This is a genomic window from Citrobacter sp. Cpo030, from assembly GCF_030333005.1.
In the GTDB taxonomy this organism is placed as follows: domain Bacteria; phylum Pseudomonadota; class Gammaproteobacteria; order Enterobacterales; family Enterobacteriaceae; genus Citrobacter; species Citrobacter portucalensis.
On sequence record NZ_JAOWGT010000074.1, the window covers coordinates 288,605 to 314,267 of the forward strand.

General features: G+C 49.4%; 27 protein-coding genes. 10 read left to right on the plus strand and 17 right to left on the minus strand.

Features of this window, described 5'->3' with window-relative positions:
- Positions 1-11: 11 nt before the first annotated feature.
- Together tdh and kbl are read right to left on the minus strand one after the other, a co-directional pair.
- On the minus strand, positions 12-1,037 hold the full coding sequence (gene tdh, locus OGY37_RS20675; protein ID WP_003024132.1) for an L-threonine 3-dehydrogenase: 1,026 nt from the start codon (positions 1,035-1,037) through the stop codon (positions 12-14).
- Between the two features lie 9 nt (positions 1,038-1,046).
- Positions 1,047-2,243, minus strand: coding sequence for a glycine C-acetyltransferase (gene kbl, locus OGY37_RS20680; RefSeq protein ID WP_286621709.1), 1,197 nt, complete (start codon positions 2,241-2,243; stop codon positions 1,047-1,049).
- 214 nt (positions 2,244-2,457) lie between these two features.
- Here kbl and rfaD point away from each other — a divergent pair, with 214 nt between their 5' ends.
- From rfaD to rfaC, 3 genes are read left to right on the plus strand one after another with little or no spacing between them, the layout of a single operon-like run.
- A complete protein-coding gene (gene rfaD, locus OGY37_RS20685; RefSeq protein WP_003827312.1) occupies positions 2,458-3,390 on the plus strand; it encodes an ADP-glyceromanno-heptose 6-epimerase in 933 nt (310 codons plus the stop codon).
- A 2-nt stretch (positions 3,391-3,392) separates the two neighbouring features.
- On the plus strand, positions 3,393-4,439 hold the full coding sequence (gene rfaF, locus OGY37_RS20690) for an ADP-heptose--LPS heptosyltransferase RfaF (RefSeq protein ID WP_284968662.1): 1,047 nt from the start codon (positions 3,393-3,395) through the stop codon (positions 4,437-4,439).
- A gap of 3 nt (positions 4,440-4,442) precedes the next feature.
- Positions 4,443-5,405: a lipopolysaccharide heptosyltransferase RfaC gene (gene rfaC / locus OGY37_RS20695; protein ID WP_126956496.1), complete on the plus strand. Its 963-nt coding sequence runs from the start codon at positions 4,443-4,445 to the stop codon at positions 5,403-5,405.
- Positions 5,406-5,465: 60 nt separating this feature from the next.
- Here the strand turns inward: rfaC and OGY37_RS20700 are convergent, their stop codons facing one another.
- The 6 genes from OGY37_RS20700 to rfaQ all read right to left on the minus strand — a co-directional run bounded on the left by OGY37_RS20700 (position 5,466) and on the right by rfaQ (position 12,166).
- Positions 5,466-6,572 (minus strand): glycosyltransferase family 9 protein, encoded by a 1,107-nt coding sequence (locus OGY37_RS20700; protein WP_057066870.1) that lies wholly within the window; start codon positions 6,570-6,572, stop codon positions 5,466-5,468.
- A 71-nt stretch (positions 6,573-6,643) separates the two neighbouring features.
- Entirely contained in the window at positions 6,644-7,681 is a 1,038-nt protein-coding gene (locus tag OGY37_RS20705; protein WP_003827303.1) for a glycosyltransferase family 9 protein, read from the minus strand.
- Positions 7,678-9,063 (minus strand): O-antigen ligase family protein, encoded by a 1,386-nt coding sequence (locus OGY37_RS20710; RefSeq protein ID WP_286621714.1) that lies wholly within the window; start codon positions 9,061-9,063, stop codon positions 7,678-7,680. The genes OGY37_RS20705 and OGY37_RS20710 overlap by 4 nt, the downstream gene beginning before the upstream one ends.
- 121 nt (positions 9,064-9,184) lie before the next feature.
- The gene (gene rfaP / locus OGY37_RS20715; protein ID WP_148361320.1) at positions 9,185-9,985 is read right to left on the minus strand and encodes a lipopolysaccharide core heptose(I) kinase RfaP; all 801 of its coding nucleotides are present in this window, start codon (positions 9,983-9,985) and stop codon (positions 9,185-9,187) included.
- Positions 9,978-11,102 (minus strand): glycosyltransferase family 4 protein, encoded by a 1,125-nt coding sequence (locus OGY37_RS20720; protein ID WP_126317225.1) that lies wholly within the window; start codon positions 11,100-11,102, stop codon positions 9,978-9,980. The genes rfaP and OGY37_RS20720 overlap by 8 nt, the downstream gene beginning before the upstream one ends.
- On the minus strand, positions 11,099-12,166 hold the full coding sequence (gene rfaQ / locus OGY37_RS20725; protein WP_149280794.1) for a lipopolysaccharide core heptosyltransferase RfaQ: 1,068 nt from the start codon (positions 12,164-12,166) through the stop codon (positions 11,099-11,101). Before rfaQ ends, OGY37_RS20720 begins: the two co-directional genes overlap by 4 nt.
- A 408-nt stretch (positions 12,167-12,574) precedes the next feature.
- Here rfaQ and waaA point away from each other — a divergent pair, with 408 nt between their 5' ends.
- Together waaA and coaD are read left to right on the plus strand one after the other, a co-directional pair.
- Positions 12,575-13,852, plus strand: a complete 1,278-nt coding sequence (waaA, locus tag OGY37_RS20730; RefSeq protein ID WP_003827291.1) for a lipid IV(A) 3-deoxy-D-manno-octulosonic acid transferase — start codon at positions 12,575-12,577, stop codon at positions 13,850-13,852.
- An 8-nt stretch (positions 13,853-13,860) separates the two neighbouring features.
- Positions 13,861-14,340, plus strand: coding sequence for a pantetheine-phosphate adenylyltransferase (gene coaD / locus OGY37_RS20735; RefSeq protein ID WP_003024099.1), 480 nt, complete (start codon positions 13,861-13,863; stop codon positions 14,338-14,340).
- 38 nt (positions 14,341-14,378) lie between these two features.
- On the opposite strand, the gene mutM is transcribed toward coaD, so the two are convergent.
- From mutM to radC, 4 genes are all read right to left on the minus strand, one after another.
- The gene (mutM, locus tag OGY37_RS20740) at positions 14,379-15,188 is read right to left on the minus strand and encodes a bifunctional DNA-formamidopyrimidine glycosylase/DNA-(apurinic or apyrimidinic site) lyase (protein WP_286621718.1); all 810 of its coding nucleotides are present in this window, start codon (positions 15,186-15,188) and stop codon (positions 14,379-14,381) included.
- 98 nt (positions 15,189-15,286) lie between these two features.
- The gene (gene rpmG, locus OGY37_RS20745; RefSeq protein WP_003024094.1) at positions 15,287-15,454 is read right to left on the minus strand and encodes a 50S ribosomal protein L33; all 168 of its coding nucleotides are present in this window, start codon (positions 15,452-15,454) and stop codon (positions 15,287-15,289) included.
- Positions 15,455-15,474: 20 nt separating this feature from the next.
- The gene (rpmB, locus tag OGY37_RS20750) at positions 15,475-15,711 is read right to left on the minus strand and encodes a 50S ribosomal protein L28 (RefSeq protein WP_003024071.1); all 237 of its coding nucleotides are present in this window, start codon (positions 15,709-15,711) and stop codon (positions 15,475-15,477) included.
- Positions 15,712-15,987: 276 nt separating this feature from the next.
- Positions 15,988-16,653: a RadC family protein gene (radC, locus tag OGY37_RS20755; RefSeq protein WP_286552015.1), complete on the minus strand. Its 666-nt coding sequence runs from the start codon at positions 16,651-16,653 to the stop codon at positions 15,988-15,990.
- A 171-nt stretch (positions 16,654-16,824) separates the two neighbouring features.
- Between radC and coaBC the strand changes: the two genes are divergently transcribed.
- From coaBC to slmA, 3 genes are all read left to right on the plus strand, one after another.
- Positions 16,825-18,045, plus strand: a complete 1,221-nt coding sequence (gene coaBC / locus OGY37_RS20760; protein ID WP_095533115.1) for a bifunctional phosphopantothenoylcysteine decarboxylase/phosphopantothenate--cysteine ligase CoaBC — start codon at positions 16,825-16,827, stop codon at positions 18,043-18,045.
- The gene (dut, locus tag OGY37_RS20765) at positions 18,023-18,481 is read left to right on the plus strand and encodes a dUTP diphosphatase (RefSeq protein WP_003827259.1); all 459 of its coding nucleotides are present in this window, start codon (positions 18,023-18,025) and stop codon (positions 18,479-18,481) included. Before coaBC ends, dut begins: the two co-directional genes overlap by 23 nt.
- Positions 18,482-18,597: 116 nt before the next feature.
- Positions 18,598-19,194 (plus strand): nucleoid occlusion factor SlmA, encoded by a 597-nt coding sequence (slmA, locus tag OGY37_RS20770; RefSeq protein ID WP_003827257.1) that lies wholly within the window; start codon positions 18,598-18,600, stop codon positions 19,192-19,194.
- 66 nt (positions 19,195-19,260) lie between these two features.
- Here slmA and pyrE read toward each other — a convergent pair whose 3' ends face one another.
- Complete coding sequence (gene pyrE, locus OGY37_RS20775; protein WP_003837602.1) at positions 19,261-19,902, minus strand: orotate phosphoribosyltransferase; 642 nt, start codon at positions 19,900-19,902, stop codon at positions 19,261-19,263.
- A gap of 65 nt (positions 19,903-19,967) precedes the next feature.
- Positions 19,968-20,684 (minus strand): ribonuclease PH, encoded by a 717-nt coding sequence (rph, locus tag OGY37_RS20780; RefSeq protein ID WP_003024054.1) that lies wholly within the window; start codon positions 20,682-20,684, stop codon positions 19,968-19,970.
- A 125-nt stretch (positions 20,685-20,809) separates the two neighbouring features.
- On the opposite strand from rph, the gene OGY37_RS20785 reads away from it, so the two are divergent.
- Positions 20,810-21,673, plus strand: a complete 864-nt coding sequence (locus OGY37_RS20785) for a YicC/YloC family endoribonuclease (protein WP_003024052.1) — start codon at positions 20,810-20,812, stop codon at positions 21,671-21,673.
- A 102-nt stretch (positions 21,674-21,775) separates the two neighbouring features.
- Here the strand turns inward: OGY37_RS20785 and OGY37_RS20790 are convergent, their stop codons facing one another.
- Both OGY37_RS20790 and OGY37_RS20795 read right to left on the minus strand, forming a co-directional pair.
- Entirely contained in the window at positions 21,776-22,216 is a 441-nt protein-coding gene (locus OGY37_RS20790; RefSeq protein ID WP_149335520.1) for a hypothetical protein, read from the minus strand.
- A 13-nt stretch (positions 22,217-22,229) separates the two neighbouring features.
- Positions 22,230-22,901, minus strand: coding sequence for a hypothetical protein (locus OGY37_RS20795; protein WP_126956508.1), 672 nt, complete (start codon positions 22,899-22,901; stop codon positions 22,230-22,232).
- 444 nt (positions 22,902-23,345) lie between these two features.
- Here OGY37_RS20795 and OGY37_RS20800 point away from each other — a divergent pair, with 444 nt between their 5' ends.
- Positions 23,346-23,963, plus strand: a complete 618-nt coding sequence (locus tag OGY37_RS20800) for a trimeric intracellular cation channel family protein (protein WP_003024049.1) — start codon at positions 23,346-23,348, stop codon at positions 23,961-23,963.
- On the opposite strand, the gene ligB is transcribed toward OGY37_RS20800, so the two are convergent.
- On the minus strand, positions 23,960-25,639 hold the full coding sequence (gene ligB / locus OGY37_RS20805) for an NAD-dependent DNA ligase LigB (protein WP_286615378.1): 1,680 nt from the start codon (positions 25,637-25,639) through the stop codon (positions 23,960-23,962). The genes OGY37_RS20800 and ligB overlap by 4 nt on opposite strands.
- Between the last annotated feature and the right edge of the window lie 24 nt (positions 25,640-25,663).

Genomic DNA, 25,663 nt, shown 5'->3' on the forward strand with positions numbered 1-25,663 from the left:
CCGGCTTAATACTAATCCCAGCTCAGGATCACTTTCCCTGACTGGCCTGAACGCATCGCGTCAAAGCCCTGCTGGAATTCATCGATGGAGAATCGATGGGTGATGATCGGCGACAAATCCAGTCCAGACTGGATCAGTGCAGCCATTTTGTACCAGGTTTCAAACATCTCACGACCGTAGATACCTTTAATAAACAGCCCCTTAAAGATAACTTTGGTCCAGTCGATGGACATATCAGATGGCGGAATACCCAGCATAGCAATACGGCCACCGTGGTTCATGGTGTCCAGCATGGCGCGAAACGCTGGCGGCGCCCCGGACATCTCCAGGCCCACATCAAACCCTTCGGTCATACCCAGTTCAGCCATCACGTCGGTCAGATTCTCTTTCGACACATTGACCGCGCGTGTGATACCCATTTTGCGTGCCAGCTCAAGGCGATACTCATTAACGTCGGTGATCACCACGTGGCGTGCGCCAACATGCTTCGCGACCGCCGCCGCCATAATACCGATTGGACCCGCACCGGAAACCAGCACATCTTCCCCAACCAGATCGAACGACAGCGCCGTGTGCACTGCATTACCGAACGGATCGAAGATAGACGCCAGGTCGTCGGAGATATTGTCCGGGATTTTAAATGCGTTAAATGCCGGGATCACCAGGTACTCCGCAAAGCAGCCAGGGCGGTTTACACCGACACCGGTCGTATTGCGGCACAGGTGAGTACGTCCACCGCGGCAGTTACGGCAATGCCCGCAGGTGATATGACCTTCGCCTGAAACGCGATCGCCGATTTTAAAGCCTTTAACTTCCTGACCGATGCCAACAACTTCGCCGACATATTCATGCCCAACGACCATCGGTACCGGGATGGTTTTTTGCGACCATTCATCCCAGTTATAAATGTGAACGTCAGTCCCGCAGATGGCTGTTTTACGGATTTTAATCAGCAAATCGTTATGACCGACTTCCGGTTCAGGAACGTCGGTCATCCAAATGCCCTCTTCCGCTTTCAGTTTGGATAACGCTTTCATTTCACATCCTCAGGCAATAACGCCCAGTTGTTTACCAATGCGTGTGAACGCCTCAACAGCACGCGTAATCTGCTCAGGGGTATGCGCCGCAGACATCTGGGTACGGATACGCGCCTGGCCTTTTGGAACCACCGGATAGAAGAATCCGGTAACGTAAATTCCCTCTTTTTGCAGCTCGCGGGCGAACGCCTGCGCCACTACTGCATCACCCAGCATGACCGGGATGATCGCGTGATCCGCACCGGCTAACGTAAAGCCTGCGGCAGACATTTGCTCACGGAACTGACGTGCATTCGCCCACAGACGATCGCGCAGGTCGCTGCCAGTTTCAACCATTTCCAGCACTTTAATGGAAGCCGCAACAATCGCCGGTGCCAGTGAGTTGGAGAACAAATAAGGACGGGAACGCTGACGCAGCCACTCAACAACTTCTTTGCGCGCTGCGGTGTAACCACCGGATGCGCCGCCGAGTGCTTTACCCAGCGTACCGGTGATGATGTCCACGCGACCCATCACGTCACAGTATTCATGGGAGCCACGACCATTTTCGCCGACAAAACCGACGGCATGGGAATCATCAACCATGACCAGCGCGTCGTATTTATCCGCCAGATCGCAAACGCCTTTCAGATTAGCGATCACACCATCCATAGAGAACACGCCATCAGTGGCGATCAGGATATGGCGAGCGCCTGCTTCACGCGCTTCTTTCAGGCGAGCTTCCAGTTCCACCAAATCGTTGTTGGCGTAACGGAAACGTTTTGCTTTACACAGACGCACGCCATCAATGATAGAAGCGTGGTTCAGGGCATCGGAAATAATTGCGTCTTCTGCACCCAGCAGCGTTTCAAACAGGCCGCCGTTGGCGTCGAAGCAGGAAGAGTAAAGGATGGCATCTTCCATTCCGAGGAATGCCGCCAGTTTTTGCTCCAGTTGCTTATGGCTGTCCTGGGTACCGCAAATAAAGCGAACCGAAGCCATACCAAATCCGTGAGAATCCATACCCGCTTTTGCCGCTGCAATCAGTTCCGGATGGTTAGCCAACCCCAGATAGTTGTTCGCACAAAAGTTAATAACGTGGCTTCCATCCGCCACGGTAATATCCGCCTGCTGGGCAGATGTAATAATGCGTTCTTCTTTAAACAATCCTTCCGCACGTGCGGTTTCGAGATCGTTCGTTAACTGTTTGTAAAAATCCCCACGCATTTCAATTCTCCAGACTGGGCAAATTTCAGCACATATTACCCAAAGCTATACGTTGATACGAGATGACGCATCATCACTTCTTCAAAATGAAGCATAAATCACGTGTACCCGCACGGCTTATCGGTGAATGGCTGAAGCCTAAGCCATGTAGTGATATGATAGAAGTATTCGTGTCTGAGATTGTCTCTGACTCCATAATTCAAAGGTTACATTTATGATCATCGTTACCGGCGGCGCGGGCTTTATCGGCAGCAACATCGTTAAGTCTCTGAATGATAAAGGTATCACCGACATTCTAGTGGTGGACAACCTGAAAGACGGCACCAAGTTTGTTAACCTGGTGGATCTGAATATTGCTGACTACATGGACAAGGAAGACTTCCTGATCCAGATTATGGCCGGGGAAGATTTCGGCGATATCGAAGCGATTTTCCACGAAGGCGCATGCTCTTCAACCACCGAGTGGGACGGCAAGTATATGATGGATAACAACTATCAATACTCCAAAGAGCTACTGCACTACTGCCTGGAACGTGAAATCCCGTTCCTGTACGCATCCTCTGCCGCCACCTACGGCGGTCGCACTTCTGATTTCATCGAGTCTCGTGAATATGAGAAACCGCTGAACGTCTACGGCTACTCAAAATTCCTGTTCGACGAGTACGTGCGTCAGATCCTGCCAGAAGCCAATTCTCAGATTGTTGGCTTCCGCTATTTCAACGTCTACGGACCGCGTGAAGGCCACAAAGGCAGCATGGCAAGCGTTGCTTTCCACCTCAACACCCAGCTTAACAATGGCGAAACACCAAAACTGTTCGAAGGCAGTGAAAACTTCAAACGTGATTTCGTTTACGTAGGCGACGTAGCTGCGGTAAACCTGTGGTTCCTGGAAAACGGGGTTTCCGGCATCTTTAACCTCGGTACAGGTCGTGCGGAATCTTTCCAGGCCGTTGCCGATGCTACGCTGGCGTACCACAAAAAAGGCAGCATTGAGTACATTCCATTCCCGGAAAAACTGAAAGGCCGCTACCAGGCATTTACCCAGGCAGACCTGACGAACCTGCGCGCAGCGGGCTATGACAAGCCGTTTAAAACCGTCGCCGAAGGCGTCACGGAATATATGGCCTGGCTGAACCGCGACGCGTAAGTATGAAAATTTTGGTGGTTGGCCCGTCTTGGGTGGGCGACATGATGATGTCGCAAAGTCTCTATCGCACGCTCAAGGCGCGCTATCCCCAGGCGATAATCGACGTGATGGCACCTGCATGGTGCCGTCCGTTATTGTCGCGCATGCCAGAAGTCAACGAAGCTATCGCCATGCCGTTGGGGCACGGCGCGCTGGAGATCGGCGAGCGCCGTAAACTCGGCCACAGTCTGCGTGAGAAGCGCTATGACCGCGCTTTTGTGCTGCCTAACTCGTTTAAATCCGCTCTGGTGCCGTTCTTTGCGGGTATTCCCCATCGTACAGGTTGGCGTGGCGAGATGCGCTACGGTCTGCTAAACGATGCGCGCGTACTGGATAAAGACGCATGGCCACTGATGGTCGAGCGCTATGTGGCTCTGGCTTATGATAAAGGCGTGATGCTGACAGCCAAAGATTTGCCGCAGCCTCTGCTATGGCCGCAGTTGCAGGTCAGCGAAGGCGAGAAATCACTGACCTGTAGTCAGTTTTCCCTCTCTGCCGAACGCCCCATCATCGGCTTTTGCCCTGGCGCGGAATTTGGTCCGGCGAAACGCTGGCCACATTACCACTATGCAGAACTGGCAAAGCAGCTGATCGATGAAGGCCATCAGATTGTGCTGTTTGGCTCAGCAAAAGACCATGAAGCCGGCAATGAGATCCTGGCGACGCTGAGCGTTGAACAGCAGGCATGGTGCCGTAATCTGGCGGGCGAAACACAGCTGGAGCAGGCCGTCATCCTTCTCGCAGCCTGCAAAGCGGTGGTCACCAACGACTCTGGATTAATGCACGTGGCCGCGGCGCTGAACCGTCCACTGGTCGCATTGTATGGTCCAAGCAGCCCGGATTTTACGCCTCCGCTTTCCCACAAGGCGCGTGTCATTCGCCTGATTACGGGTTATCACAAAGTGCGTAAGGGCGATGCGGCAGAAGGCTATCATCAGAGCCTGATTGACATTACACCCCAGCACGTACTGGAAGAACTCAACGATCTGTTGTTACAAGAGGAAGCCTGACGGATGCGGGTTCTGATCGTTAAAACGTCGTCTATGGGCGATGTACTGCATACGTTGCCCGCATTAACCGATGCTCAGCAGGCTATTCCGGGTATTCAATTTGATTGGGTGGTGGAAGAAGGGTTCGCTCAAATCCCCTCCTGGCATTCAGCCGTTGACCGGGTTATTCCAGTGGCGATCCGTCGCTGGCGTAAAGCCTGGTTTTCAGCGCCGATTAAAGCCGAGCGTAAAGCGTTTCGTGATGCGGTGCGTTTACAGCAGTATGACGCGATAATCGATGCTCAGGGTTTGGTTAAAAGCGCGGCGTTGGTGACACGTCTGGCACGTGGCATCAAGCATGGTATGGACTGGAGCACAGCCCGCGAACCGCTGGCAAGTCTGTTTTATAATCGCAAACATCACATAGCCAAACAGCAGCACGCGGTAGAACGTACGCGTGAATTGTTCGCCAAAAGCTTGGGATATGTTAAACCGCAGTCGCAGGGTGATTACGCGATTGCGCAGCATTTTGTAAAACAGCAAACGTCCAATTTGCAGCCCTACGCTGTATTTTTACATGCGACCACGCGAGATGATAAACATTGGACAGAAGCACACTGGCGGGACCTTATTACGCTGATACCGAAGACAGGGATTCGCATTAAACTTCCCTGGGGAGCAGCGCATGAAGAGGAAAGAGCAAGAAGAATTGCGAAAGGATTTGATAATGTCGATGTATTGCCAAGGATGAGTCTTGAGGAAATTGCGCGTATCCTCGCCGGTGCTGAATTTGTAGTTTCGGTTGATACAGGCCTTAGTCATCTGACCGCCGCGCTCAATCGCCCAAACGTTACGCTGTATGGTCCCACCGACCCAGGGCTCATTGGTGGCTACGGTAAGAATCAGTTAACGTGCATTGCTCCGGAAGGAAAACTGTCGTTACTCACCGCTCAGCAAGTACTAACACACCTACCGTCCGACGTATAACCCCCCGACTCGGGACGGGGGCTCTGCACGCTTATCAGAACATGCAGAGCATCGGTAAGCTTACTGTAGGAATGGTTTTACATGCGCCATGATCTCTTCGCAACTCACCTTCTCTAGCGCTGAACGATACTTAATTTCATCCAGCGTCGTATAGGCTTTGTAAACCACCTTGTGCAATTGAGGGTCCTGATAGGGGCCATAAAGATAAGGTGAGGTGATCACATACATACTCACCGTCGGTACCCGCATTGCCACGGCAAGGTGCATAGGTCCTGTATCAGATGTTACCAGCAGGTCCATATTCTTCACTTCCTGAATAAGCCCTTTAAGCGTCGTTTTACCGATAAGTGGCTTCACGCGGTCATGAAAGCGGCTATCCAGCTTTTGCAAAAATTCGTCCTGCAGAGGCACTTCATTCGGCGCGCCAATCAGGACGACACGCACATCATCATGGGCAAAAAGTTGGTTTGCGAAAGTGACAAATCGCTCAACAGGCCAGCATTTCTTAAAGGATGATGCTCCCATTTGAAAACCAATCCAGCGCAGCTTTGAATCTTCCTCGCTCACCGTACGTTCGACAGGAAACGGCAGGTGCATACTGTTGTCTGGCTTTTCATTCAGCAACGGCATGATAAGCTCCAGCTTTCGCTGAATAGTATGCCCAACGAATTTACTAATTCTGTTGGTTGCCCATTTACTTACGAGTGGGATGTCCTGCTTATCGTTATCCACAAAGACATACTTTGTGCCAGCAATAATGGCGCTAAGGAAATCGTAAGGTGTATGTGAGTGAAGAATTACCGTCAGGTCTGGCGTTCCACGTTTCTTGATCTCTTTAACCAATGCCGGGAGGGTAGTGAGTTTATTATCCCATGAGATAAGATCGTCCCAGTCACTCCCCCCTTTGAGGAAGTCATACATCTTTTTGTGGCAAATCAGGGTGATTGTCGCAGAAGGATATGTCTGGCGGAGCGCATGAATTGCTGGAGAGTTCATCATGAAATCACCCAGCGCCGTTGAAGAATAAATCAGGATATTCTTCAGCTGATTTTTATCCTGATTTTCAAATTCTTGCTGACTAAAAGAAAAATCTTTCTTACGGGTGTATATCATTAAAAAAAGATTAACCAGTAATAGCTGAATTTTTTTTCTCAATGCTCTAATCATTAAATAAAACCTATTTAATCTATCGCCAGATAGAGATCAATATATCAACTTATCTATAGCAATAAGTAAACTTATGCTTCATCCATTGCCGTATTTTTACGCACTTGCTCCTGCAGACTTACAAACCGCGTAAATACATCATCGACGCTAATATTGCGAGCATCATAATCTTTTCCTTGCAGCATTTCGTACGGCACACCCCATGGCGTCCATAGCCATGCAGCCTTGTTGCCGAACAGCGCCACCACTGGTTTACGCACCCCAGCAGCAATATGCAAGGCACCGCCGTCGCTGGTCACAATCTGATCGCATAGTGACATACCGGCCATCAGCTCACGAACGCTATTCGTTCTTACTGGAATAATCGGCAGATCGGCACATTGCGCGCTGATAAAATCAGCCTTATCATCATCACCGGGATGTAATTTATTATCTGATTTTCCTGGAGACCAGAATAACATAATATGGCACGCCTGTATGGCTGCAAGTTTATGAGCAAGCTCAACAAACTTTTCTTTTTGCCATTGTTGTTCTTCTCTTCGGGAACTTATCTGCAACCCATAAACAGGTAAATTGTCCTGTGGAAATTCTATCTTTGCTTTTATATCAGCCAGTTCTTGTGGTGTGACATACAGCTCCAGCGGACCTGGTTTAGAAGTACAGCCTAGCGGTCCCGTTAATCTATTCAATAAATTGACCAGATGAAGCTGCTCCTGAGTTTCAGGAATAGCATCGGTGACAATATCCGGGCAGTCATTACCAATAGCGATAATTCTTTTAGCACCCGCTAATTTTGCCCACTGTAAAGGTCGTTTATCCCAATGCTCTTTGGCAATAATCGCGACATCATATTTAGCACGACGCAGATCGATAATCGTCTTCAGGCGCTGAAACAATACCTTAAGGCTAGATGTGCCTTTAGAACGGTGGTGCAGCTTGCTGTATAAGAAAACTTTACCTACATGAGGATTATTTTCGATAATCGATTGATTGTAGGTGTTAACCAACAAATCAACTTTGCAATTCATGTCTTTTGCAATAGTCGAGATCAGCGGCGTTGTCAGTATCAAGTCACCAATGTTATCTCTACGAATAATTAAAACTTTCATTTTTTAGCCCGTGATATTTTATTACTCGTAAAGATCAGACCCAGCATTAAACCTGATAACGCAAGGTTTTGCTCAAGGTAGTGATCGCGCATCATGTTATCTACACCACTACGGAACAAGAAGCTCACCGTTAAAAGAGACAAGTACAGACCCGGAATTATTAAATCACGAGAGAATGCACGCCAGCCAATAAGGATCATCAACATGACGAATACCAGCCAGTTGATAAGCCCAAGGACACCGTTCTGAAGCGCGACATCAATCAACCCGTAATGGCTGTTAGATTGCTGAATAATAGGGTCGTGATATTTTTCCTGCAGAAGCACTAAGAATGCATCTTTTCGCGGACCCGCACCAAACGGATATTCAGCGATCAGTTCGCTCCCCTGACGGAAGAACGATGCCCGGCAACTATTCGAGTCATCCATTATGCGGCCAGTGCTGTCCTGCATCAACGGGCCATCAAAACCGTTATAGCAACGACTGTGCATACCCAGATCCCAGCCAGCAACCATATCCATGCTTAGGCTTTTCCAGCGGGAGTCCTGATGCCAGGAAGTGTAGCCTATAATGCCTAGTACTATCGTAACGACCAGTGCAGCCAGACAGAGCTTCGGCAAGTTCTTTCGGCTAATCGCTTTTAAGGCAATAAATACGCAGATAGAAATCGTACTACCAATCAGACCAATAGTGCCCCAGCGGGTCTTCGCTAATGCTGAACAGATGAAGCACAGCAAAATAAAGGCAGCCATCAATTTGTTGCTGAAAATAAGATACTTACGGCCCAGGAACAGTCGACAGGCAAGTTCTGCCAGTAAAATTCCCGTAACCATGTTTATCTGGAAGCTCATCTCGGTACGAGTTGGTACAATCCACGTCTCACCCCAGAGTATCGTTCCCGTCTTGATATAAAAATAGATATTCTGCAGCAGGTGAATAAATATCACCCCTAGCGAACACAGAACAACTAAAGACAATACCTTATTGGCCGTTATATATTTAAAATGATACTTACAGATTGGATACAAAAAGAGTCCAACAAAGAATAATAGCCCCGCACGCAGGTATTGTCCCTGCCAACCGCGCAACATTTTCCCCACATCAATTGCAACAAATAACCCATTGACCAGTGTAAATACGAGAAAAATAAGAATTAAAGCGACAGCATATTTCGCCAGTCGACTAAGCTCAATAGATACATATTTTTTACGGACGTAAAAGTATAGCACTAATGCCGTACTTAAGTATATAAAGAGATTTCTATTAGTTGGTAAAATTGAGTTCTGGATAGGCCAGATAAAACATAGAACACAAAATGAAACTAACAACAAATAAACTGCAATACCTTTACATGAGGTTTGCATTTGTGTATTTGAATTCATATAAACCCTATTGAAACAAAACCCGACACATATTTATAAATAAAAAATGCAAGAAGAGACATAGTATGAATTCATTCCATGAAATACAAATTCCATTTACAACATATTTTTACAGTTAAAATCACAATGATTTGCGAATTGTTCTTTCGCGAATGGCTCTGGCTTTTCCTTCAACCTGTTCAATGAACACACCCTCATTCTTAATAATATCTTTCAGGTTACGGTTGAAATATACTTTTAAAAATCTATAATAATCTCGAGTCGTCAATCCAATATTATCGGATGAAAAATAAAGTCCAGTAAGATCCTTATTACGCCAACGTAATGGCACTTTATTTCTAATTTGTGCCCGATGCAGATCGATCACCGAAATTTTTAGACTATCTTCATTTTTATCATCAAATGGAAGATGAAGTAAGAAATGGCAAATATAACAATCACGATGGTTAACACCGCCAAGATGCATCGCGCGAACCATATCGGCTACGCGTTGAATCAGCATTCTTTTTACGTGCGGATGCGGGGGTTCAACACTCCAATTCGCACAATAATCTTCCAGGCTAATAGTTGGCGTTAAATCTTCGGTAATGATAAAAGAGGTTTTCTTTACCGGATTCCAACCCGTTTCGCCAAATGCAACGCCATGCATCGTATCAACGCCTAAGGAGGCTAAACGGTGTATGGCATTCCACTCACGGTCGGCACCCAGTACCGGCATACGAAGTGACAGTAGATTTTTAATGACTTCTTTATAAGTGGTACCTCGGTGCCACTTCAAAAAATAGCTCTTATCAGCAACGCTAAAACGAAGTGTGCGACGGGTTTCTAGTTCCCGAAAGACCTCACCCTGAAGCTTTCTAACCTCGATGAATGGGTCTTTTCCCTTCCACAATGTGGCAAAGGGTTCATTTAACTCAACCATGCAATTCACCTGTAATAATATCCGCTACATGTTCTGGCAAACTATAAAGATCCTGCGTATCCGCATAATGCCGCGCATTTTTCGCCCACTTTTCACGAAGAGAACTATCCGCCAGGACCTTATGCAAATCGTCATCAAGCGCATGTTGCTCAAAAGGTTCACTCAATACAACACCGCATCCTGCCGCCGCTACGTGAGGTGCGTACCCGCAGACCTCCGTCACGAGCACAGGCAAACCCGCTGCGATAGCTTCAACCAGTACAATTCCCGCAGCTTCCTGCTTCGCCGGATGTAATAACACGTCCGCAGCCGCCATCAGATGTGCAACATCATCACGCCCAGCAAAGAAATGGACGTTCTCTTTCACACCCATTCTTTCTGCCTGCGCAGCGAATGCGCGAGGTTTATCCTGACCAACAACAAAGAGCTGGGTTTGACGACGGATACCCTCAGGCAGTGCGGCGACAGCGGCAATTGAGCGGCCGACTCCTTTTCGTGAAAAATCAGAACCAACCTGCAACAATAAGAAGTGATCCGGAGTGATGCCGATGGCTTCACGGTAGCGTTCACGGCTACCGGGGGCCTGGCTACTGTATTTTCTATCGGGATAGATGCCGGGCGGAAGAAGCTGAAAGCGCTCGTCTTCCGTATGGTAATACATTTTAAAATCAAGGATTTGTTTTGTAGTCAGCATCAGCAACTTTGTCTTCATCCCTGGTTTAAACACAGCTTGCTCAAAGGCTGCGTAGTGACGGTATCGCGCCGTTAAGCGATACAAGAACCCCTTTTCTTTCGCTACCTTCGCCGCATAACACACATCCGCTGCGTAGTAATAATCCAGCCCCGGCATTTTATTAAAACCCAGGACACGGTCTGCCGGGTACTGAGTTAAATGCTGCTGAACCCACGTCTGATACTGTTTATCTCTTCCATGGTTGGAATGTGCGGTAACCGGGACATCAACGCACTCAAATTCCGCCGGGCGCTCCCCTTGCCAGGCTCGTGTATAGACTCGGACATGATGCCCGCGCGCCGCGATCGTTTTAGCGATACGCATAAAGTCACGCTGTAGCCCACCATAGGGAAAATATTTGTACAGACAGAGGGCAACAATCATTGTGCATTCACCTCAATTTCTGGCGCGTCGCCATTGAGCACTTGCCAGGCGGCGTTAATAACATCCTCCGCAGGGATAACTGACGGATATTTATAACTGCGGTCCAGCTGCTCTCTTGGCGGTACTGGCTGATAGTTTCCAGCCCATAGTAGCGTGACATTTTCCGCCCATGGCCGCCATGCGATATGATCCGTCGCGCCAAACAAACAAATGATAGGGGTCTTCACCGCTGCGGAAATATGCATAGGCGCGGAGTCAACACCGATAAACAACGCCGCATGATCAATGAGAGCAGCCAATTCAGGAAACGTCGTTTTACCCGCAAGCGCGGTGACGGGAGATAATTTACATCCCTCAGCAATATCATGGATACATTCCTGGTCTTCCTTCCCAGGTCCAGAGGTCAGCACAACCGGATAACCTTGTTCCTGTAAGGCATCAATAACCTCACAAAATTTCTCGTTATCCCAACATTTAAAGATCTGACGTGCGGTTGGCTGAATAACCACATAGCGCTCACCCACGTTGAGCTGTTTTAGCTGTTCATGGATATTTTTCCAATGGGAAGGAGCGTAGTGCATGGACAGTTCATGCTTGAGTGTTTTAAGCCCAAGTGGATTCAGAATCGACAGGTTACGCTCGACGATATGGTCGCCAGTAATCGGCACAAGATGCGTAAAGCTCTTCTGCCAGAAAGGCTTCTGACGGTGCGGGAAATCAGGAGAAAGTTTTGTATCAGCGGACAAAAAGCGGACCAATAGTGCAACCAGCCACTGATCGGTCAAGTTGATTACTAAATCATATTGGTTTTGGCGTAATTTTTTTATTAATGAAATGAAATTAGCGATTTTCTTTTTTGTCGTGGCGTTTTTCTTACTGATTCCATATAGCGCATTAATTTCCGGATTTTCAGATAAAATCGGCTTTGTGTCTTCGTAAAGGAGCACATCGATTTTGGCATCAGGATAGTTACGTTTTAATGTACTGATGACGGGGGTTGTCAGCAGCATATCGCCATGAAAACGCATTTTAATGACCAGGATATTTCTGAATAACTTTTCCACAAGCGGCTCTTTTGTTGAGAGTGTCCGATACCGTTAAGCAAAAAAAAGCACGCTACCGCCCCAAGCTCAACAGTTGCCTGATTACTGATATCGCACTAAAATTTTGCGCGCTAGTGTACCACTTCTTTAGTGGCAATCCGATACGAATAAAAGTTAAGCACATTTTTCTTTTCGTCTTTCCAATCAATTCATTAGCGCAGATTAATGTCAACTTTAAAACCAATTTTGTTATCCTCTCTAGCCCCTGACTTTAATTTCAAAGAGTTACGCCAGAATGTAACTTAATGGTCTATCACACGTCAGATTGACCACTTTAGCGTCTAATTGGTCCCTGAATGGCAAAAGTAATAGCAAAGCACCGGGTAAATACATAGAATCCACAGCACATCCATTAGCCAGCTAACGCCCATGCTTGAGTTGCTTTACACCACATTGCTCTACCTTATTCAGCCTTTGATCTGGATACGGCTTTGGGTGCGCGGACGTAAGGCTCCGGCCTACCGTAAACGCTGGGGCGAACGCTACGGCTTTTATCGCCGCCCGCTAAAACCCGGCGGCATCATGCTTCATTCGGTCTCTGTGGGCGAAACGCTGGCTGCAATCCCATTAGTCCGCGCTCTGCGCCACCGTTATCCCGACTTGCCGATCACGGTCACCACCATGACGCCAACCGGTTCCGAGCGGGTACAATCTGCTTTTGGCACTGACGTTCAGCATATTTATCTGCCTTACGATTTACCGGATGCCCTGAACCGTTTTCTGAATAAAGTTGACCCCAAACTGGTGTTAATTATGGAAACCGAGCTGTGGCCAAATCTGATCGCGGCACTCCATAAGCGCCACATTCCTCTGGTCATTGCCAACGCACGGCTTTCTGCTCGTTCAGCCGCTGGTTATGCGAAACTAGGTAAATTTGTTGGCAGACTACTGCGTCGAATTACGTTGATTGCCGCACAAAACGAAGAAGATGGCGCACGTTTTATTACGCTTGGCGCCAGAAGCAATCAAGTCACCGTTACTGGCAGCCTGAAGTTTGATATATCCGTCACACCGCAACTGGCCGCAAAAGCGGTGACATTACGTCGTCAATGGGCGCCTCACCGCCCGGTATGGATTGCAACCAGCACCCACGACGGTGAAGAAAGCATCATCATTGCCGCTCATCAGGCGTTATTAAATCAGTTCCCGAATCTTTTATTGATTCTGGTTCCCAGACATCCAGAACGGTTCCCGGATGCCATTAACCTTGTACGCCAGGCTGGACTAAGCTATACCACTCGTTCTTCGGGTGAAGTTCCATCATCAGGTACTCAGGTTGTGATCGGCGATACCATGGGTGAACTGATGTTGCTGTATGGCATTGCCGACCTTGCTTTTGTCGGCGGTTCACTGGTTGAACGTGGTGGACACAACCCGCTGGAAGCGGCAGCGCATGCTATTCCGGTGTTGATGGGACCACATACGTTTAATTTTAAAGATATTTGCGCCCGTCTCGAACAGGCAAGCGGATTGATCACCGTCACCGACGCAACTACGCTGGTGAAAGAGGTCTCTTCCTTACTGACCGATGCAGATTATCGTAATTTTTATGGCCGTCACGCAGTTGAAGTTCTGTATCAAAATCAGGGCGCGCTACAGCGTCTGCTGCAACTGCTGGAACCTTACCTGCCACCCAAAACGCATTGAGGCAAGTCATGCAAAAACGGGCGATTTATCCAGGAACCTTTGATCCTATTACTAACGGCCACCTTGATATCGTGACGCGTGCTACAAGCATGTTTGATCACGTAATTCTGGCGATTGCCGCAAGCCCCAGTAAAAAGCCGATGTTTACTCTGGAAGAGCGCGTTGAGCTGGCACAACAGGCAACGGCGCATCTTGGCAATGTGGAAGTGCTGGGATTCAGCGATCTGATGGCAAACTTTGCCCGTGATAATCAGGCGAACATTCTGATCCGTGGCCTGCGCGCGGTAGCCGATTTTGAATATGAAATGCAGCTGGCCCATATGAACCGCCACCTTATGCCGCAACTGGAAAGCGTTTTTCTGATGCCATCTAAAGAGTGGTCTTTTATCTCATCGTCACTGGTGAAAGAAGTTGCCCGCCACCAGGGTGACGTGACACACTTTTTGCCGGAAAACGTCCATCAGGCGTTAATGAGTAAACTGAAGTAATGCACCAGGCCGGATGCAGCATCCGGCCAGCAATGACACTATTTCTGACAGCGACGGCAATAGAACGTTGTACGCTGGGCGTGTTTTGTCGCAACAATCGGTGCGCCGCATGCACGACACGGTTCACCTTCTCTCCCATAGACCTGCAGCTCCTGGGCAAAATAGCCAGGCTTACCGTCACTTTGCAGAAAGTCTTTCAGCGTCGTCCCGCCCTGCTCAATAGAACGCAGCAACACCGCCTTGATAACGCGTACCAGCAATTCACACTCATCTTTCGACAGCGATGACGCAAGACGGTCAGGATGAATCCCAGCCGCAAATAGCGACTCGCTGGCGTAGATATTACCCACACCCACCACCAGCTTGTTATCCATCAACCAGGGTTTAATCGCCGTTTTCTTCTTTGCACATTTCTGCTGTAGATAATTGGCGTTGAAATCGTCGCTCAGCGGCTCAGGGCCAAGATGGGCGAGGACATTATGTCCATCCAGCTCTTTAGTCCACAGCCAGGCACCAAAACGACGGGGATCGGTATAACGCAGAACTTTGCCGTTGCTCATCATTAAGTCAACGTGGTCGTGCTTGTCTGCCGGAAGCTCTTCAGGAAGGATACGCAAGCTACCCGACATCCCCAGATGAATGATTATCCAGCCATCCGCCAGTTCTAGCAGCAGGTATTTCGCTCGCCGCTGTACGCTGAGGACAGGTTGATCACTCAGACGATAGATTTCCTCAGATACTGGCCAACGCAAATGACCGTTACGCACCGTCGCGTGCATAATCGTTGCCCCCACCAGATGCGGCTCAATACCACGACGGCTGGTTTCGACTTCAGGTAATTCAGGCATAGTATCTCCGGCGGTATGTCAGGTCTCATTAATATGGGGACGGCCAGAAAACAAAAAACCCCGCCGAGGCAGGGTTTTTCTTTACATCAAAACGAAAATTATTTGATTTTCGCTTCTTTGTATAAAACGTGCTGACGAACAACTGGATCGAACTTTTTCAGTTCCAGTTTTTCCGGCTTAGTACGTTTGTTCTTCGTAGTGGTATAGAAGTGACCAGTACCAGCAGAAGAAACCAGCTTGATTTTCTCACGAATACCTTTAGCCATGATTTATTTCCTCTTAGTACTTAGTACTTTTCGCCACGGGCACGCAGTTCAGACAGAACTGTTTCGATGCCTTTCTTATCAATAACACGCATACCTTTAGCAGATACACGCAGGGTGACAAAACGCTTCTCGCTCTCAACCCAAAAACGGTGAGAGTGCAGGTTAGGCAGGAAACGGCGTTTAGTCGCGTTCAGTGCGTGGGAACGGTTGTTACCGGTCACCGGACGCTTGCCAGTAACTTGGCAGACTCGGGACATGTCTATTCTCCAAAAATCAAATTAGCTCGAGCTTCGTATGGGGTATTGGCGCCTCGTCAGGCTTCTCAGCCCGGTTATCGCAGTTCAATACACTTAATCTTTCAATGTTGCCTCGTCATTGGACGCAACAAGAATGATTTTGCGTATTTGCGAACTCTCGATTGCCAGGCCCAAATGCCAAACCCGAGATTCTCAAAGGTGGCGTAGTATACGCTGAGTCAGCGATGTGCTCAAGTCCCGAACAGACAAAGATCCCGATGGATCGCGTAAAGTGCGTTAAATCCAACCGCGTTCCGCAAAAGAAACGTACTCTCCGCGCCCAATGACCAGATGATCAAGCACCCGGATATCCATGAACTGACAGCATTTCACAACACGCTCGGTGATGAGTTTATCTGCTTTACTCGGCTCTGCACACCCCGAAGGGTGATTATGCGCAAGGATCACCGCAGAAGCATTCATTTTTATCGCTTCCCGGACAATTTCTCTCGGATGTACCTCGACATGGCTAAGCGTACCGGAAAAAAGTTTGCTGTGTTTAATCACGCGATGTTGAGAATCCATAAAGATCACCAGAAAGATCTCGCGTTCCTCTTGCGAAAGCTGGCTTTGCAGAAATTCTCGCGCCATTTCCGGACTCAGTAGAGCACGCTCCTCTATCACTCGCACTTTGTAGTAGCGTCTTGCCAGCTCCGCAATCCCCTTCAACTGTGCGTACTTCGCGATACCGATTCCCTGAACATAGCTAAAATCCATGTAATCAGCAGACAATAGTCCATACAACGACTCAAAATGCTGAAGCATCTCTTTCGCCAGCGTAAGCACATCTTTACCCTGAATGCCGGTACGTAAAAAAAGAGCCAGAAGCTCAACATCGGTCAGAGAACTGGCCCCCTGTGCCAACAGCTTTTCCCGGGGCATCATACTTCCTGTATTTTCCATGCTTCTCCCTCCTCTCGCGTCCGCATAGTGGCATAACACCGACGGTGAATCGACGCGCTGTTTTCACTTCTTCGTAGCGCCTCGCAAAGTGGAGTACGGTCAAAAGCACGACAAATTGCGGATTGTGATAAAATATCCGCCTTCTGGTGAAACCCAACAGGAAAGATCATGATGAGCCTGGCCGGTAAAAAAATCGTACTTGGCGTCAGTGGCGGTATTGCTGCGTACAAGACCCCTGAGCTGGTGCGTCGTTTACGGGAACGCGGTGCTGACGTCCGCGTGGCGATGACCGAAGCGGCAAAAGCATTTATTACTCCCCTGAGTTTACAGGCGGTTTCTGGTTATCCCGTTTCCGACAGCCTGCTTGACCCCGCAGCCGAAGCTGCGATGGGCCACATTGAGCTGGGAAAATGGGCCGATTTGGTCATCCTGGCGCCCGCTACAGCAGACCTGATTGCTCGTGTCGCCGCAGGTATGGCCAACGACCTGGTATCAACGATTTGTCTGGCAACGCCTGCTCCTGTTGCTGTACTGCCAGCCATGAACCAGCAGATGTATCGCGCTGCCGCGACTCAGCACAATCTGGGTATTCTTGCCTCACGCGGTTTGCTCATTTGGGGCCCTGACAGCGGTAGCCAGGCATGTGGTGATATCGGCCCTGGACGTATGCTGGATCCGTTAACGATTGTGGATATGGCGGCAGAACATTTTTCACCTGTCAACGATCTGCAACATCTCAACATCATGATTACGGCGGGTCCGACGCGTGAACCGCTTGATCCCGTGCGTTATATTTCCAACCACAGTTCCGGGAAGATGGGGTTTGCAATCGCGGCCGCTGCCGCAAAGCGCGGGGCAAACGTCACACTGGTATCGGGTCCGGTTTCGTTATCCACACCACCATTTGTTCAGCGGGTTGATGTGATGACCGCGCTGGAAATGGAAGCCGCTGTGCAGTCTGCGGTGCAACAACAGCATATTTTTATCGGCTGCGCTGCAGTCGCTGATTATCGCGCTGAAACTGTCGCCCACGAAAAAATAAAAAAACAAGCGACGCAGGGTGATGAATTAACAGTAAAAATGGTCAAAAACCCGGACATTATCGCCGGTGTTGCCGCACTGGATGCTAACCGTCCTTTTGTCGTTGGGTTTGCCGCCGAAACAAATAATGTGGAAGAATATGCCCGGCAAAAACGCATCCGCAAAAACCTTGATGTGATCTGTGCGAACGACGTTTCGCTGTCTACTCAAGGGTTTAACAGCGATAGCAACGCATTACACCTTTTTTGGCAGGATGGAGACAAAGTCTTACCGCTTGAGCGTAAAGAACTCCTGGGCCAATTATTACTCGACGAGATCGTGACCCGTTATGATGAAAAAAATCGACGTTAAGATTCTGGACCCGCGCGTAGGGCAACAATTTCCGCTCCCGACGTACGCCACTTCTGGTTCTGCCGGACTTGACCTGCGTGCTTGTCTTGATGACGCCGTAGAGCTGGCGCCGGGCGCAACAACGCTGGTGCCAACCGGGTTAGCTATCCACATTGCCGATCCTTCTCTGGCAGCGGTAATGCTCCCGCGCTCCGGGCTGGGCCATAAGCACGGTATCGTGCTGGGCAATCTGGTTGGTTTGATTGATTCCGACTACCAGGGCCAACTGATGGTGTCCGTCTGGAACCGTGGTCAGGACAGCTTCACTATTGAGCCGGGCGAACGTATCGCGCAGATGGTATTTGTACCGGTCGTGCAGGCTGAATTTAATCTGGTGGAAGAGTTTGAAGCCACCGATCGTGGCGAAGGTGGCTTCGGCCATTCCGGGCGCAAGTAACCCGCAGAAAAGTATCCCATAGCGTAATAACGCAATAACACACCGCAAACATCAGTTTGCGGTCGCTGTGTGGATGCCTGCCTGGCAAGAGCTTATTTTCAGGGGTATTTTGTAACATGGTAGAAAAGCAAACTGCGAAAAGGAATCGTCGCGAAGAAATACTTCAGTCTCTGGCACTGATGCTTGAGTCCAGCGATGGTAGCCAACGCATCACCACAGCAAAGCTGGCAGCCTCAGTTGGCGTATCCGAAGCGGCATTGTATCGCCATTTCCCCAGCAAGACCCGTATGTTCGATAGCCTGATTGAGTTTATCGAAGATAGTTTGATTACGCGTATCAATCTGATTTTGAAAGATGAAAAGGACACCAACGCGCGTCTGCGCCTGATCGTTCTGCTGATTTTAGGGTTTGGTGAGCGTAATCCTGGCCTGACACGAATTCTGACCGGACACGCGTTGATGTTCGAGCAAGACCGTCTGCAAGGTCGCATTAACCAACTTTTTGAGCGCATTGAAGCGCAGTTGCGCCAGGTTCTGCGAGAAAAAAGAATGCGTGAAGGTGAAGGCTACACCGTGGATGAAACGCTGCTGGCCAGCCAGTTACTGGCTTTCTGCGAAGGTATGCTGTCCCGGTTTGTACGTAGCGAATTTAAATACCGCCCAACGGATGATTTTGACACCCGCTGGCCGTTGGTTGCCGCTCAATTGCAGTAGCGATTTCGTCTTGTCCGGCCTACGGGGTTACGTAGACCGGATAAGCGCAGCGCCATCCGGCAGTTATTAAACGCCGTACGCTTCGCGATAGGCCCGTACTGCCACCAGATGTTCCGCCATCTCTGGTTTCTCTTCCAGATACGCAATCAGATCTTTCAGGGTAATGATAGAAATCACCTTGCAGCCATAATCACGTTCCACTTCCTGAATCGCGGAAATCTCGCCGCGACCGCGTTCCTGACGATCGAGAGAAATCAGTACCCCCGCCAGAGTGGCGCCATTCGCCTGGATAATTTCCATCGACTCACGAATCGCCGTACCTGCGGTGATAACATCATCCACCAGCATCACGCGTCCCTCTAGTGCGCTACCGACCAGATTCCCGCCTTCACCGTGGGTCTTCGCCTCTTTACGGTTAAAGCAGTACGGCAAATCTTTATCGTGGTGTTCCGCCAGCGCAACGGCCGTTGTGGTCGCAATCGGAATACCTTTGTAGGCAGGGCCAAACAGCAAATCGAACTCAATACCGGAATCCACCAGCGCTTCGGCATAAAAACGGCCTAACAGTGCCAGGTCGCGCCCGGTATTAAACAGCCCGGCGTTGAAGAAATAGGGGCTTTTGCGCCCGGATTTCAGCGTAAATTCGCCAAACTTTAGTACCTGCTTGCTAAGCGCAAACTCAATAAACTGACGCTGATACGGTTTCATGGATTCGCTCCTCATCTCACTTTATTACAGACAAAAAAAAGGCGACTCATCAGTCGCCTTTAAAATCAATTTTCTAACGCCGCCTTCTGCGTCGCTACAATGGATTCGATTCCCCCTCGGGCCAATGCCAGTAGGGTGAGAAGTTCTTCATGACTGAACGGCTCGCCTTCCGCCGTGCCCTGAACCTCTATAATACGACCGTCTTCAGTCATCACTACGTTCATGTCGGTTTCAGCAGCAGAGTCTTCAACGTACTCAAGATCACAGAGTGCTTCACCATTCACAATGCCCACGGAAACCGCAGCGACCATCCCTTTCATCGGGTTAGTTTTCAGCTTACCGCTCGCCACCAGCTTGTTCAGCGCATCAGCCAACGCAACGCATGCGCCGGTAATTGATGCGGTGCGCGTACCGCCATCGGCCTGAATTACATCGCAGTCCAGCGTAATTGTGAATTCGCCGAGCGTTTTCAGGTCAACAGCTGCGCGCAGCGCGCGGGCGATCAGACGCTGGATTTCCATGGTACGACCGCCCTGCTTACCTTTTGCCGCTTCACGGGCGTTACGGGTGTGCGTAGCGCGTGGCAGCATGCCATATTCTGCGGTGATCCAGCCCTGGCCCTGACCTTTCAGAAAACGCGGTACGCCTTCATCAATAGAGGCGGTACACAGCACTTTGGTATCACCAAATTCGACCAGCACGGAGCCTTCAGCGTGTTTTGTATAATTACGGGTCAGGGTGACGGGACGCACCTGATTGGCACTACGACCTGCTGGACGCATGATAAAATCTCCGGCTTGAAACGAATGTGGCTGCGCATTATACGGACTTCCGACTGTTATTCCTATCCTGACAAGACGTGGATGGCTATAATCCTCCCATCTCATCTTTAAAAACAGGAACGTCTATGATCCGCAGCATGACCGCCTACGCCCGGCGTGAAATCAAGGGTGAATGGGGTAGCGCCACCTGGGAAATGCGCTCGGTAAACCAGCGTTATCTGGAAACTTATTTTCGCCTGCCGGAGCAGTTCCGTAGTCTTGAACCCGTTGTTCGCGAGCGTATCCGCACGCGTCTGACGCGCGGTAAAGTCGAATGTACGCTGCGTTTTGAGCCTGATGCCAGCGCCCAGGGCGAACTGATTCTGAATGAAAAGCTCGCTAAACAGCTCGTTAGCGCTGCTAACTGGGTCAAAATGCAGAGCGATGAAGGTGAAATCAACCCGGTTGATATCCTGCGCTGGCCAGGCGTAATGGCTGCCCAGGAGCAGGATCTGGACGCCATTGCCGCCGAAATCCTCGCCGCGCTTGATGGTACGCTGGATGACTTCATCGTCGCACGTGAAACCGAAGGTCAGGCGCTGAAAGCGCTGATCGAGCAGCGTCTGGAAGGCGTCAGTGCTGAAGTCACAAAAGTGCGTGCTCATATGCCGGAAATCCTGCAATGGCAGCGCGAGCGTCTGGTAGCCAAACTGGAAGATGCCCAAGTGCAGTTGGAGAATAACCGCCTTGAGCAAGAACTGGTGCTGATGGCGCAGCGTATCGATGTGGCAGAAGAATTAGATCGTCTGGAAGCCCACGTCAAAGAAACCTACAACATTCTGAAGAAAAAAGAGGCCGTTGGCCGTCGTCTGGACTTCATGATGCAGGAATTCAACCGTGAGTCGAACACTCTGGCATCCAAGTCTATCAATGCCGAAGTGACGAATTCCGCGATTGAACTGAAGGTACTGATCGAGCAAATGCGCGAGCAGATTCAGAATATCGAGTAATTTTGCGTACCATACCTATACTATCGTAAAGCACAGGATAGCCTGCTAAATGCGGGCTATCCCTACCGCCAATAAGTGCTGATTGATATAAAATTGGAGTAATTATTTATCTGGCATATATTTGTCGTTATAAAGACTCTTCAGAATATCAACCCGAACAGCGTTGCTGCTGTTCATATTCACAACTGTCAGTACTTCATCAGATCCCCTGAGGCGCCAGCATTCTGCCTCTATATCGCATTTTTCCTGTTTTTCATAGCCCGCCATTGAGAGATATTCACTAATTTTCCACGTATCCCTGGTATTATAGAACGTCACACTCCATACATCAGCCTTAGGGCCAGAAATGTTCGTATAATTAAAGTCATACACTTGGGATATTCTCGGCATTTTTTTTAAAACTTTGGGAGTGTAATAATCATATTTGGCTTTATCAAACTCTGTATATTGTGCGTTACCTGCAAGTCTCATTTTAATATTAGGCCAGAAATAAGAGCTGCATATAGCTATTACCATCAGCACTATTATGACTGCCTGTTTCATATGTTTCCCTTTTTTACCAGTTAACGACCGTTCCATCTCTGGAAACTATTTTAACGTTACCAGAACTGAAGTCGCTGTAAGGTATCACTGTTCTCATGAATGAAGGTAAAACACCTTTTACAGGAAGAGCTAAAGCTGATTTCATCGGATCGGGAAATAAAATCGGTTGGAATGAGGTGTTTTTAAAAGAGCCTATTGGACCATAATAATCCCAACGTCTGAGGGCTTCCTCTTTGCTGACGGGCTGCAATAGCGGGAATGGGTTACTATATGAGAAGACGCGGTAGAATCCCAGCAAATCGGATACTAAATCCTCACCACTGAAACCGCTGTCGGTGTAAAGATAAAAGGGGAAATTTGACTGTAAACCTTCAAAACGATGAGCAAGCGCCATCATCATGGAAAGCGCTATACTATATCGCTCAAATAAGCTGCGCCCTTTTCTAATTCTCCATCTGATAAACTTCCCAATTGTGAGGCCTCCTCTTCCCATGCTTTGAGTGTATTTTACATCGTAATAATCCTTTCCTGAATGCTCGCCTTGATGCATATCCGAGAGTAACTTTCTGACATCATCTCCTCGAGCGTGTCCCATATCTACCCACCCCAAAACTTCGGTGTAGATTATCCCGCTTCTTAAAATTCCAGCCTCTCTACCATCCTGAATTTCCTCTCTTACGCTCATGTCTATCACTCCGACTCACTTAATGCTGAAAATTTTGCTGTAAATGCGCCTACACGCATAGAGGCGATAGCTGAGGGGAACCATTTTTCAGAATAGAAGCCGCTGCATATCAGAGTTTACTCAGGATGACGTCCCTAATGGCTTCTGGAGTGTCAACTTGTCCTATGGTCAGGGGGATAGTTTGATGAAATATCATACGTGGCTCGCCAGTAAACGGCGGCTCTACGCGTTTTTTCCGATGAGCATGTTTATAACCTCCCACTACGCATTATATTTTCTCATCATTTATCAACATCATTAATATCGTGATATCGCACATCATATGGTATTTTCGCCAAACCATCATTAGCTGTAGTTATTAAAATCACTTCACCTTAGAAAATCTCAATCGTGACAAGGCGCACAAATCGTTAACCTTAGCCCCCAGCAAATCAGGGGGAATACATGCTGTTACACGTTTTATATTTAATTGGTATTACTGCCGAAGCCATGACCGGTGCGCTTGCTGCTGGGCGTCGTCGTATGGATACATTTGGCGTCATCATCATTGCCACCGCGACGGCCATTGGCGGCGGATCGGTACGCGATATTCTTCTCGGCCACTATCCTCTTGGCTGGGTAAAGCACCCTGAATACGTCATTATCGTGGCGACCGCTGCGGTACTCACCACCATTATTGCTCCCGTCATGCCCTATCTGCGCAAAATATTCCTCGTACTGGATGCGCTGGGCCTGGTGGTTTTTTCTATTATCGGTGCTCAGGTGGCACTGGATATGGGCCATGGACCGATTATCGCCGTGGTCGCTGCGGTCACGACCGGCGTCTTCGGTGGCGTATTACGCGACATGTTCTGCAAACGAATCCCGTTAGTGTTCCAGAAAGAGCTGTATGCTGGCGTATCATTCGCCGCTGCTGTGTTGTACATCGTGCTACAGCATTATGTCTCCAGTCATGATGTAGTGGTTATCTCTACTCTGCTCTTCGGCTTTACCGCCCGATTACTGGCGCTGCGCCTGAAGTTAGGTCTGCCGGTATTTTACTATCGCCACGAAGGCCATTAAGGCATAAAGCCCGCGATGCGCTGAGCAGCTAACCAATTGCTCAGCGCTGTAACCTCTCGATCCTCCAGCCATTGAATAACCTGCCGTGCCCGCCGCTCACCCATGAAAGGAAGCTGCCGCCAGCTTTGCTCATCGCGTTCTTTTAACTGCTGCCACGAACTATCCCGGCTGGCATTTAGCGTTGCCTGTGTTAACGGTATTCCCATAGCAATCACCCAGCGCGTGAACGGGAGATCGCGCGACAGGTTGAACTGATGCCACAGCTTCTCCCCTTTGATTACACCAAGTGTGGACTGTAACCGTTCCTGAGTTAACCCAAGCCAGGAAAAGATATGTTCAAAGCGATACGCCTGATGGAGCTTTCGCCATCCCGCCTCGCCGATCCCCTCCAGCCCCAGCACCTCTTTGCCACCCAGCCAGACCAGTCTGGCAACAAACTGTTCCTGGCACTCCGCTGTAGCATAAAAACAGGTTAATGAATTGAAGCGCCCCTCGGGGGGTATTGGCTTAGTACGCTGAGTGCTGCGCCAGACCACCTCGTCTATACGGGGTATCCCTTGTCCGGCCAGGCTCACCAGAATCTGATCGCCAGGCGCGATATCCCATTCATTCCAGCGTCGGACGGAGCCAATATTGACGCGCTGTACGCGTTTATCATCCAGCATGACGGGAGTCAGCAATGCAACCACCGCAATTTTCCCGCTTTTACCAACGGAGAACTGAATACCCGTTACCTCAGATACCCTCGTCACGGGAGGATGTTTCCACGCCGCCAGCCAGTCACCCTGTCCGGGTAGCCAATACTGTGCCCGTGGTTCTTTTGCCGTTCGCACCACGACACCATCCGTCACAAAAGGTAATGCTGAACTCCACCACCTGATGCGCGACTTTTCGACGTCATCCGCATTCTTCACGGCCTGAGTATAGCGTTGCGTGTAACTGAACCCGGCAGCCGTGAGCTGCTCCAGTCTTTCAGACATGACCGCCGGACCATCAGGCCAGGCCCAGATAAAAATTGCCAGCGAGCGTAACATTTCCGGATTGCCCTGGCGCATCATCAATCCAGCAACCTTCGAGCGGGCATTCATTCCCCCGCTCTGCTTCTGAATATGCCCCTCTTGCTGCAAAAATATCTCACCCTGCAACGTACTGTTAGCGAGTTTCCCCCTGGTGGAATGTGGTACGGAAGGGATCTGCAGAACCTTTTGCGTCCAGTCTTCGCCTTGCAGGCCATTACCACGGCTAATCGCCCGTACCAGATTGCCATTGCGATAGACTAACGTCACCGCCACGCCATCCACCTTCGGTTGCACCCAGAGATTGCTGCGAGCGTGCATCCATTGCTGTAGCGCTTGCTTATCAGCAAGTTTTCGAACGCCCGTATGGGGAACAGGATGCGAGACGGTGCCACTTATTGGGGGCGCAGAAAGATCTGATGGGGCTTCATCGCCAAAACAGCGCTGCCATTGAATTAGTTGCGCATTGAGCTGGTCATAAACGCCGTCGTCTACGGCACTTTCCCCTTGTTTCCAGTAACTGTCATTCCACTGTGTAATCTGCTGCTGTAGTCGTGAAATTTCCTCGTTTGCCCTGGCAGGCGACCAGACGGGGCATACCGCCCATACGGGTAGATACCCCATTAGCAAAACCAGCCCTATGCATTTCCATAATCCCATGCTATCTCCGCTGAACGATACGTT

Bases quoted from the DNA above. Each gene is read 5' to 3' on its own strand.
- rfaC (WP_126956496.1), top strand. From the start codon at position 4,443: ATGCGGGTTCTGATCGTTAAAACGTCGTCTATGGGCGATGTACTGCAT.
- slmA (WP_003827257.1), top strand. From the start codon at position 18,598: ATGGTAGAAAAGCAAACTGCGAAAAGGAATCGTCGCGAAGAAATACTT.
- rpmG (WP_003024094.1), bottom strand. From the start codon at position 15,454: ATGGCTAAAGGTATTCGTGAGAAAATCAAGCTGGTTTCTTCTGCTGGT.
- OGY37_RS20800 (WP_003024049.1), top strand. From the start codon at position 23,346: ATGCTGTTACACGTTTTATATTTAATTGGTATTACTGCCGAAGCCATG.
- rph (WP_003024054.1), bottom strand. From the start codon at position 20,684: ATGCGTCCAGCAGGTCGTAGTGCCAATCAGGTGCGTCCCGTCACCCTG.
- kbl (WP_286621709.1), bottom strand. From the start codon at position 2,243: ATGCGTGGGGATTTTTACAAACAGTTAACGAACGATCTCGAAACCGCA.
- rfaF (WP_284968662.1), top strand. From the start codon at position 3,393: ATGAAAATTTTGGTGGTTGGCCCGTCTTGGGTGGGCGACATGATGATG.
- mutM (WP_286621718.1), bottom strand. From the start codon at position 15,188: ATGCCTGAATTACCTGAAGTCGAAACCAGCCGTCGTGGTATTGAGCCG.
- dut (WP_003827259.1), top strand. From the start codon at position 18,023: ATGATGAAAAAAATCGACGTTAAGATTCTGGACCCGCGCGTAGGGCAA.
- pyrE (WP_003837602.1), bottom strand. From the start codon at position 19,902: ATGAAACCGTATCAGCGTCAGTTTATTGAGTTTGCGCTTAGCAAGCAG.
- rfaD (WP_003827312.1), top strand. From the start codon at position 2,458: ATGATCATCGTTACCGGCGGCGCGGGCTTTATCGGCAGCAACATCGTT.
- coaBC (WP_095533115.1), top strand. From the start codon at position 16,825: ATGAGCCTGGCCGGTAAAAAAATCGTACTTGGCGTCAGTGGCGGTATT.
- waaA (WP_003827291.1), top strand. From the start codon at position 12,575: ATGCTTGAGTTGCTTTACACCACATTGCTCTACCTTATTCAGCCTTTG.
- coaD (WP_003024099.1), top strand. From the start codon at position 13,861: ATGCAAAAACGGGCGATTTATCCAGGAACCTTTGATCCTATTACTAAC.
- tdh (WP_003024132.1), bottom strand. From the start codon at position 1,037: ATGAAAGCGTTATCCAAACTGAAAGCGGAAGAGGGCATTTGGATGACC.
- ligB (WP_286615378.1), bottom strand. From the start codon at position 25,639: ATGGGATTATGGAAATGCATAGGGCTGGTTTTGCTAATGGGGTATCTA.
- OGY37_RS20700 (WP_057066870.1), bottom strand. From the start codon at position 6,572: ATGATTAGAGCATTGAGAAAAAAAATTCAGCTATTACTGGTTAATCTT.
- rfaP (WP_148361320.1), bottom strand. From the start codon at position 9,985: ATGGTTGAGTTAAATGAACCCTTTGCCACATTGTGGAAGGGAAAAGAC.
- OGY37_RS20710 (WP_286621714.1), bottom strand. From the start codon at position 9,063: ATGAATTCAAATACACAAATGCAAACCTCATGTAAAGGTATTGCAGTT.
- OGY37_RS20720 (WP_126317225.1), bottom strand. From the start codon at position 11,102: ATGATTGTTGCCCTCTGTCTGTACAAATATTTTCCCTATGGTGGGCTA.
- OGY37_RS20785 (WP_003024052.1), top strand. From the start codon at position 20,810: ATGATCCGCAGCATGACCGCCTACGCCCGGCGTGAAATCAAGGGTGAA.
- radC (WP_286552015.1), bottom strand. From the start codon at position 16,653: ATGGAAAATACAGGAAGTATGATGCCCCGGGAAAAGCTGTTGGCACAG.
- OGY37_RS20795 (WP_126956508.1), bottom strand. From the start codon at position 22,901: ATGAGCGTAAGAGAGGAAATTCAGGATGGTAGAGAGGCTGGAATTTTA.
- OGY37_RS20705 (WP_003827303.1), bottom strand. From the start codon at position 7,681: ATGAAAGTTTTAATTATTCGTAGAGATAACATTGGTGACTTGATACTG.
- OGY37_RS20790 (WP_149335520.1), bottom strand. From the start codon at position 22,216: ATGAAACAGGCAGTCATAATAGTGCTGATGGTAATAGCTATATGCAGC.
- rpmB (WP_003024071.1), bottom strand. From the start codon at position 15,711: ATGTCCCGAGTCTGCCAAGTTACTGGCAAGCGTCCGGTGACCGGTAAC.